Origin of the sequence: Paenibacillus ihuae (genome assembly GCF_001368795.1) — a bacterium.
In the GTDB taxonomy this organism is placed as follows: Bacteria; Bacillota; Bacilli; order Paenibacillales; family Paenibacillaceae; genus Paenibacillus_AQ; species Paenibacillus_AQ ihuae.
On the sequence record NZ_LN831199.1, the window covers coordinates 84,727 to 94,520 of the forward strand.

At 48.8% G+C, this 9,794-nt stretch carries 6 protein-coding genes; 1 reads left to right on the forward strand and 5 read right to left on the reverse strand.

Features of this window, described 5'->3' with window-relative positions; all coding sequences use genetic code 11:
• The 5 genes from AQR02_RS20070 to AQR02_RS20090 form a co-directional block, all read right to left on the reverse strand.
• A partial coding sequence (locus tag AQR02_RS20070) for a prepilin peptidase (protein ID WP_148449180.1) occupies positions 1 to 453 on the reverse strand: 453 nt, incomplete at its 3' end.
• 74 nt (positions 454 to 527) lie between these two features.
• On the reverse strand, positions 528 to 1,001 hold the full coding sequence (locus tag AQR02_RS20075; RefSeq protein WP_054942234.1) for a type II secretion system protein: 474 nt from the start codon (positions 999 to 1,001) through the stop codon (positions 528 to 530).
• 194 nt (positions 1,002 to 1,195) lie between these two features.
• Complete coding sequence (locus tag AQR02_RS20080; RefSeq protein WP_054942235.1) at positions 1,196 to 2,401, reverse strand: type II secretion system F family protein; 1,206 nt, start codon at positions 2,399 to 2,401, stop codon at positions 1,196 to 1,198.
• On the reverse strand, positions 2,401 to 3,450 hold the full coding sequence (locus AQR02_RS20085; protein ID WP_054942236.1) for a type IV pilus twitching motility protein PilT: 1,050 nt from the start codon (positions 3,448 to 3,450) through the stop codon (positions 2,401 to 2,403). The genes AQR02_RS20080 and AQR02_RS20085 overlap by 1 nt, the downstream gene beginning before the upstream one ends.
• Before the next feature lie 45 nt (positions 3,451 to 3,495).
• Positions 3,496 to 5,160 carry a GspE/PulE family protein gene (locus AQR02_RS20090; protein WP_054942237.1) on the reverse strand — a complete coding sequence of 555 codons (1,665 nt, stop codon included), beginning with the start codon at positions 5,158 to 5,160 and terminating at the stop codon, positions 3,496 to 3,498.
• A 353-nt stretch (positions 5,161 to 5,513) separates the two neighbouring features.
• On the opposite strand from AQR02_RS20090, the gene AQR02_RS20095 reads away from it, so the two are divergent.
• Positions 5,514 to 9,794 (forward strand): collagen-binding domain-containing protein (locus AQR02_RS20095; protein ID WP_082451988.1); only part of this gene is annotated, 4,281 nt, incomplete at its 3' end.

Below are 9,794 nucleotides of genomic sequence, written 5' to 3' on the forward strand. Positions count from 1 at the left end.
CAGATGAACCCAGAGCGGCTCTTCTGTCATAAAAGGAACAAGTATCAGAAAGAGCGGAATGAAAAACAGCAGCACCTTGTCCGGAATCAGCATGTATTTCAGATCCGCGACCGTAATAATAACCGACAAGCTGGCCAGCAGCAGCCCCATCAGCCCTTTCAGCGTAAGCCCCAGCTCCAGATACATCCAGAGAAACAGGAGCCCCGTCGCCGCTTCGCCGACCGGATATAGAGGAGAGACTTTTGTTCCGCAGTAACGGCACTTCCCGCCCGACAGCAGATAGCTGAAGACCGGAAACAGATCACGTACACCCAGCCTTGTGTTACATTTCGGACAGCGTGACGGTGGATGCAGCAGCGACTCTCCCGCCGGTACCCGCAGTGCCACCACATTAAAAAACGAACCAAGTACCAGCCCGAGCAACGTGATATAAATGGCAATGAATATAGTCATGGTAGTGTAGGGTCCCTTTCAGGGGTTTTAAAAAAGGAATCGGAATGGTTCCGATTCCTTAGAGAAGATATTAACTATTTCGAAGACTTCAGAACATCTGCTACTACAAAAGTATGTGGAACAGCAACTGCTCCTGTCGTTGTAGCTGTGGAAGATAATGAAAGTGCAGACAGAACTCCATCAGTAAAAGTAACGGTGCCGGCTGTAATTGGATTTTTATCACTAGGCAGCAATAATGTTGCCTCCAGATAATTTCCCGCTTGCAATTGAGCAATAGTAACTGTGTCTGTAGTACCAGTAGCAGCAGTATTAGAATCAAAAGCGCCGTTTCTTTCTGCTGTTATAAGCATACGTGCTGCATCATAAACTTGACGAGCAGTTGCTACATCCGCATCTTCTTTTGTGTTATTAATTATACCGCCAATCATAGGAATCGCAATAACCGCAATAATCCCCAAAATAACGATAACCGCCAAAAGCTCGATCAGTGTAAACCCCTTCTGGTTCTCTTCCTTGCTCAATCTTTTTTTGATAGCTTGTGCCAACATTTCATTTTCCCCCTTGAATTTAGTAGTGTTGTAGTGCCGATAGAAAACATATTCTACAATTTCTTGTCTTCCTTGCTGCCTTGCCCTGATATAGAAACAAATCCTCCCATCGTCCAGCACCAGCGAAAGTTTCTTGGACTCCGCACCGCCTTCCCGGCGTCACCCCTCTCAATATATACAAGGAACCGCAAGGCTCACATATTACCATACAGACTGAACATCGGCAGCATAATGCTTGCCACTATAAGCCCTACCACGCCGGCCAAAAAGGCAATCAGCAGCGGCTCGAGCAGTGATTTCAGGCGGTCGACCGTGTTCTCTACATCCATCTCGTAGAAATCGGCAACCTTAGACAGCATTGTATCCAGAGCACCCGTTTCTTCTCCGATGGCGATCATCTGCGTCACAAGCGGCGGGAAGACCCACGCCTTCTTAAGCGGCTCAGACAGCGGTTTACCCTGCCGCAATGAATCCCCTGCACTGCGGATAAACTTCCCGATCACCTTGTTGCCCGCTACCTCCTCCACAATTGCCAGTGATTGCAGAATGGGAACGGAGCTGGCATATAACGAAGCGAAGGTACGGGTAAACTGGGCGATAGAGCCCTTCTGGTTCAGCTTGCCGAACACCGGCAGCTTCAGCTTGGCATAATCAATTGCGTAAGCGCCTTTCTCCGTCCGCTTGGCTACCTGATACGCCGCGATCACCAGCAGCACGCCGAGGATCCAGAAATACCACTGTCCCTGAATGCTTTTGCTAAGTGCCAGTACCATCTTCGTAATGGCCGGCAGCTCCGCATTCATCGACTCGAACATCGTGACGAACTGCGGCACGATTGCCCACAGCAGGTAGACCACCGCTCCGATAGCCATCACTCCGACGGTGATCGGATAGGTCAGCGCGGATTTGATTTTTTCGGTCGTCGTATGCTGCTTCTCAAAGAACATTGCCAGCCGCTCCAGCGTGCCTTCCATATTCCCTGACTCTTCGCCTGCACGGATCATGCTGACAAACAGCGGCGGGAAAATTTTCTTATGGTCTTGCACAGCCTGAGAAAAGGCTATTCCGCGCATCAGGCTGGAGCCGACATCCTGCAGCGCTTTACGGAGCGGCTTGCTCTCGGTCTGTTCTGCCAAAATCCGGGTTGCATCCACAATCGAGACCCCCGCACGCATAAGGGTGGCGAACTGGCGGCAGTAGATGATGAAATGAATCGTCTTGACCGGATTCCCGATATAAAGCTCCATTTGCAAGATCGAGGTCTTGCGTTCTACCAGCGAAAATACGATCAGACCACGCTTGCGAAGCTCTTCCATCGCAGCAGGCTTGTCCGATGCGGTCAATTTGCCCTTGATCTGCCTGCCCGATGAGGTCTTAACCTGATATTCAAACAATGCCATCAGCTGCCCACCTCATTCATGTAGGCTTTGGCTGCATCCGGTTGAACCAGCCCTTGGGCCAGATATTCACGGATGCTCATCTCCAGCGTATGCATACCAAGCGCCCGGCCTGTCTGCATGACATTTTTAATCTGGTGTGTCTTTTCTGTCCGGATCAGATTGGCGACAGCTGGCGTATTGACCAGAATTTCTGTTGCGCACAGGCGGCCGCGTCCTCCAGCCCGCGGGAATAGCCGCTGGCTAATGACCGCAAGCAGGACCGAGGCCAGCTGCGAGCGAATCTGCCCCTGCTGATGGCCCGGAAATGCATCGATGATCCGGTCAATTGTCTGCGGGGCATCCGTGGTGTGGAGCGTAGCCAATACCAGGTGCCCTGTTTCCGCTGCTGTAATGGCCGCCGATATCGTCTCCAAATCGCGCATCTCCCCGACAAGAATCACATCAGGGTCCTGCCGCAGAGCAGCCCGCAGCCCGCTTGAGAAGCTGTCCGTATCACTGCCAACTTCCCGCTGGTCGACCAGACATGTACCATGCCCGTGCAGGAACTCGATCGGATCTTCAAGCGTAACGATATGCTTGCTCTCCGATTGATTAATGGAGTGGATCATGGCTGCCAGCGTGGAGGATTTACCGCTGCCCGTCGGGCCTGTCACCAGGATCAAGCCCTGGGGCTTCCTGGCCAGAGAGGCCAGCAACGGCGGCATGCTGAGCTGTTGTAATGATGGAACGTCTGCCGGTATGGACCGCGCAGCGATGCTGATGCCGCTGCGCTGACGGAAGACGTTCACCCGGTACCTGACTCCATTCTCGAGCGGAAAGGAAAAATCAGCCTCCCCTACAGCGGCAAGGGTCTTACTGTGACGTTCGCCCATCAGCAATTCGGCCATCGCGGCCGATTCCTCAGGGCTGACGGCCTCTCCTTCAATCCGATGAAGCGCTCCGTCAATCCTTATGACCGGCGGAGAACCTACGGAAATATGCAAATCGGAAGCTTTGGAGGAATAGGCCATATGGAGCAGCTCTATTATGTCTCTTGTGAATGTCGTCATCGGCTTCTTCCTCCCTCGAAATCAGTCCATCTTCTGATGGTTTTATTAGTGTGACACCGTCTCGCGCAGAACCTCCTGAAGGGTAGTCATGCCTTGCGTAACCTTAAGGAATCCGTCCTCCATCAGTTGTGCCAGCCCGCTTGTCCGGGCAGCAGACTTCATTTCTTCCACTGTTGCCATATTCGTAATCAGTTCCCGCAGATGATCATTAATCGTCAGCACCTCATGAATGGCAATACGTCCTCGGTAGCCCGTGGTATTGCAGCTGCCGCAGCCCCGGCCGCGATACAGTCGTTCAGTCGGCAGACCGTGCTTACGAAGGACAATCGCTTCCTGCTCCGACGGTTTGTATGTTTCTTTGCAGTCGCTGCAGATCTTGCGGACCAGACGCTGGGCGACTACGCCAATTAGTGAGGAAGCGATAAGATAAGGTTCAATTCCCATATCCCGCAGTCTTGAAATTGTACTGACTGCATCATTGGTATGCAGCGTTGACAGCACTAAGTGCCCGGTAAGTGAAGCTCTCACTGCAATCTCAGCGGTTTCTGTATCCCGGATTTCCCCAACCATCACAATATTCGGGTCCTGACGCAGAATGGAACGGAGTCCCGCTGCAAAGGTCAGTCCTACCGCAGGATTCACATGAACCTGATTGACCCCTTCGAGCTGATATTCCACCGGATCTTCGACCGTGATTATATTGGAACTCTCCACGTTAAGCTGGTTCAGTGCTGAATACAGTGTAGTGGTCTTCCCGCTTCCCGTTGGCCCTGTAATCAGCAGAATGCCGTAAGGTTTGGCAATCATATCCCTGAACGCAGCATGATTAGGCTCGCTGAAGCCAAGGCTGTCCACCGATTTGATACCTGTGCTTAGGTCAAGCAGCCGGAGTACAATTTTCTCCCCGTGCATCGTGGGCAGAGAGGACACCCGGATGTCGACCATCTTGTAGTCGAACTGCATCTTGATCCGGCCGTCCTGGGGAAGCCGCCGCTCGGCAATGTTGAGCTTGGCCATAATCTTCAGCCTGGCAGTAATAAAGCCTTGCATTTGTTTAGGAATAACACGTTCCGTCCGCAGCGCTCCGTCAATCCGGTAACGGATCGTGAGATTATTCTCGCCTGGATCGACATGAATATCGGATGCCCGCAGCGCAACAGCCTGCTGAATCATCTGGTTAACGAGCCGGACAATCGGCGAGTCCTCGTCCGTAATCTCTGTCTCTTCAATCTCTTCCTGGGTAGGAAGTTCTACCATCATCTGGCTCATTGAATCGCGCATCCCGTAATGCCGGGCTATCGCCCGCTGGAGTTCGTCACGGGTAGAGATCGCCGGTTCAATCTTGAATCCGGTGCTCATCCGCAGATCCTCAATGGCGAAATAGTCCAGCGGATCCGCCATGGCAACCATCAGCTTCCCGCCCTCTTTCATAAATGGCAGTACCTGATAGCGCTTGGCCATACTCTCCGGAATAATCTGCGTGATTGCCGGATCAATCTGATATTTAAACAAGCTGACATGCGGGATGCCCAGCTGGAATTCCAATACTTCAATTAACTGCTGTTCGGTGATATAGCCCTGCGAGATTAAGAGATCTCCGAGCTTGCGTTTGGTCTTGCGCTGTTCACCCAGAGCCTCAAGCAGCTGTTCCTGCGAGATAATGCCGTTCTCTACCAGCAGGTCCCCGAGTCGCTTTTTTATGATTGCCAACGTCCACTCATCCCCACTTCATAGAGTTTATTATTTATATATCGGATACTAGAAGAAGAGATTTAGGCCATGAACTACAGTTTTACCAAGACAAGGCCGATATCATTATGTATTCCGGTGCAATTTTAAATAATAAAAATATTGGAAATCTATGAAATTATAGTTCCAAATACTTAAAAATTAGGGTAATTTTTCATAGATAATCATTGCCTATACATGTAAATTGTCCTAGAATGATATATAGCATATAACTGTTTTATTTACAATTAAGATTTCCAATTTCCGACCGAATTCGATACAACTCTTAATATTTCTACCAATTTATTCAATATATTATCAGGGGGAATCGTCAAATGAAATTATTAAGGCGCAAAAAGTGGATTCTGATTTCTGGAATCTCGCTGTCGATTCTTATCATTGCCGCATTTATTCAAGGTTTCCTTGTATCCGTTAATGCTACCAATACTAATTACACCATTCGTATCCTGGAGATTACCGACCCGAACAGCGGCAGCCTCAAGCTTAGTGAAAGCGATCCTTTCCCCTTTAGCGAATTAGATGACCTGCAGAATGTATCCAATGTTAAAATTGACACCATTACCATGAAGCGGTTCGTGTCCCTGCGTGAGAATTGGGACGGCAAATACGATGCCATTTATATCGGTAAAGGTGACTACAGCACAACGTTGATTAACAGCAATGGAAACAGCAGCACAACCGTTAGACAAGAAGCCCATAAAACCTTAAGCATCGAGAATGATATTACCCTGCTTAAAGCAAAGGAAATAACCGACTATTACATTAATAAGGGCCTCTATGTATTTTTGCGGGAGGAGACATTCACCGCCCAAGCTACAGCTACGGCCAAACAGGGGAATTTGTACGCTACCTTTAATCCTTACCGCACCGCCGCTAAATCAAATATTATTTTTCTTAACAACAAGGCAGCGCTGGACAATTTCACAGCAAAAATCAAAGATGCCTCTTCTCCCTATCTGACTGGCCTGACCCAGCGTCCGAGACTTACACTGACTAATAAGGCCGATATTATTAGCTACCGTAATACGCCAAGTCATGCTTACGTTTCAGGAGACACATTGAGCTTTAATGTTAAGCTAGACAATATTACCAATTTAACTCAGCGTCCCGTCCGGGTCCGCTTATTTATGAACGTAGACTCTTCACTGCCCATGAAGGAGAACAACGTCGTTGCTACTGAAATTATGAGTTCCTCGTCGGGAACAATCAGCTATAAGCTTCCACAGACCTATTCAGGTCCTTTGTACTGGAAAATGGAAATTACCGATACCCTGAGCGATTTGAAAGATTTCGACTCCGGCGTCATACTCTACAAAGGCATCAAGCCGGTAATTAAGGTGCTGCAGGTAATGCCGGCTGGCTTGACAGACAGTAATTTGAAAAGCACTGTATACAAAAACATGGACTCCTCCTATTTGACCAGAACGAACAGTAAGGATTTCGAGATACAGATCACACCAATAGATATGAATGCCTTCAACACATATATTGCCAACCATATCAGCGCAACCGATCCTACCTCCGGACTAAACGGAGTCTACGATATGATCGTATTCGGCTTCCAGGACATGTACGACCGTGTCAGCACACCAATGCTATCCAAAGCTGCTGCAGATGCGGTAAAGGCCTTTGCCGAACAAACGAAGCAAAGTCTGATGCTGACCCATGACACCATTTTCCGTGAGGTCGATGCCAATCCGGCTACACCGGCATTGGACCCCTTTGTGGAGAGCACTACGGGCGGAGTCCAGAACCTGAACTATTGGAGTTCCTATTTCCATGACATGGTTGGCCAGGCACAGCCGCGGACCTATCTGGGCGGCAGTGCAGTCAATCCATCAACGAAGGTAGTGTCGGTAAACGAAGGCCTTTTGACGCAGTATCCCTTCGATCTCGACAAAGTTGACCTGACTTCAAGTACGGGACGCTACACAGTTGCCACTACCCATGACCAGTTCTTCCCGCTGAACCTGGAGCGGGCTGATGTCATTCCTTGGTACAACATTTCCGGATCCGGCCGGGATACCGATGACAGCTATAACCACTTCTACACGTACTCTGTCGGCAACATTACTTTTTCCGGCACAGGCCATACCAACAAAAACTTCCCCCAGTGGGAACAGATGCTGTTCGTCAATACAATGTACCGTGCGTTTACCGGAGCTAACCACGCTCCTGAGATTACAGTTGCTATGCCCGTGGATAAGAGTATCAAGCCTTCGTACCAGGACAAACTCGTTGTTAGTTATACAGTCAATGATTGGGATCTTAAGGATAAAGATCTCCTCACTGGCATTAAGTTTAAGGTTAATAACGAATACTTGTCTGATTATGAAATGGCCGAGAAGACAGTGCAGTCCGGGGAGACCGTAACACAAACCTTTAACAACCCGCTTCCCGAAGGAGGCGCCCTTCAGATTGAGATTACGGCTAAGGACAGCCAGGGAGCCCTCTCTACCAGAACGGTGAACGTAACCGTAGAAAAGGTAGGTTCGAATCTAACTCTTAGCCGGACTGTGTCTTCGAGTGCAGTGGAAAGAGGCGATACTGCTAACCCTCTTATCCTTACTTATACCGTTACACCGAACTCGATTCCTGCTTATACCGTTCAGAACGGAGAGCAGACGATTAGTAATCTGACAATTTCAAATATCGAGTATTCTGAGCGCTTCCCGGCAAATCTTGAATTTATAGATCCTCTGCCAGCCAGTACTTCCAAGAGCGGCAGTCTTACATCCGGGTATACACTGACGAGAAGCCTTGGTGAAATTAAATATCATTTGTCTGCGGATGGTAAAACTTTCGAGCCAGACACCGGCCAAACCATTAATTTCAGCCTTAATGCTGTCGCAGGTGAGAAGAAATCCTATTTGCTGGAGAATGCAAAATTGAGTTTTGAAGAGATACATGCTACCTCAGAGATTTACAGATCAGTAAATAGTATTAGCAGTGAATTTAATGCGTTCTTGTTTGGCGACATTAAGCTGAAGAGTACCAGTACAGACGGGAATCTGGCAGCAGCCGGAAATGCGGAGTTTACCAGCTATAGTCTTAACGGGCACGGTACCCGAACTCTGGTAGTCGGAGGAAACTTTATATTCAATGGCGGAAATGGTGCTACAATTCATGGCAACGTTATTTATGGGGGGACATCTACAGTTACAGAGAATAATCCCGTTAAAGGTTCTATAACCAAAGGAACTCCAATCGATTTTACAGAAACCCAGCGGCTTATGCTGCTAGAGTCCAGCAGTCTTGATTCACTGGCCGCAGAGGTTGTTGATGACCAATCTCTAGACTTCACCGGCACGGATAGTAATCGGAATGTTTTTGATGTTACAACGGATACTCTGAAAAATGTCAAGATAGAGGCTCCGGAAAGCTCGACGGTTATTATCAATGTACATGGAGAATCCGTTTCAATGCAGGGCGGCTTTACCTTGAAAAATGTCAAAAGCAATCATGTGCTTCTAAACTTCCCTGAAGCGAAGTCACTTACTATTGGCGGGATACAAGTTGATGCTACCATTCTAGCGCCTTTAGCCAGCGTACAGTTCGACAACGGTCAAATATCCGGTACTCTTATTGCTAAAAAGCTTTACACCGATAACGGCGGATCTTTAAGACTGGATGTATTCACCGGAACGCTTCCGGAGGTCGTAAATGATACTCCCCCTGACCGGCCAAAGCAGACGATTTACTTTAACCCGGCAAGCTTTGAAGCTATCGTAAAAGTAACCTCTCTCTCACTTCAGGGAGCACGGATCAATATGAACACCGAGCTCGGGATGAAATCTATGGTTACTGTCCTGCCGGACGATGCGAGCAATAAGGAAGTCTCCTGGGTTTCTCTGAACCCGGATATTGCTACGGTTACCGATGAAGGTGTAGTTAGAGGCATTAAGGCGGGAACAGCTTCGATTCAAATTACGGCGAGAGACAGCAGTGGTGTTACAACTTCGGCAATAGTAGAAGTCATTTCTCCCGATCTGAATATCTCAGGGCCAATCCAGGCTTATGTAGGTGATCATCCAGCATTTGAGGCGCTGTATAATACGGCTGACATCATTGAAGGTTACGAATGGTCAATTAAACGGGACAGTAATTCGGCAGGAGCTACCCTCAGTATACCTTCGGGTTCGCTTAACGAACATGTTACTATGACGGCTACCCGGTCCGGTCAGGCTACACTCGTGGCGACTGTAAAGACTAACAAGTTTAAAGATGGAGCGGCTACCAAAGAACTGACAGTAGCTTTCACCAATCCTGTAAGCCAGATCACCATTGACGGAGTATCCCAGGTAAATGTCGGGCAAAAAATTCCGCTACAGGTAAGAGTGGTTCTACCGGATAATGCTGATCCCGCTGTTTATACCTGGAGCCTGGAAGGCGCCGGTGGCACCTACGCACAAATTATTCCTGGCAGCACCACCAGCAGCATAGAGTTAAAAGGACTGCAGATTACCGGGAAAAACGATCCTGTCATCGTGAAAGTTACTACACCGGGCCCTGTCCCGGGACAGCCTGTCACGGCAACTGCTCTAATTACGGTGGGGGCAAGATTAACCAATATAAGTCTGCCTCCGTCGATCGAC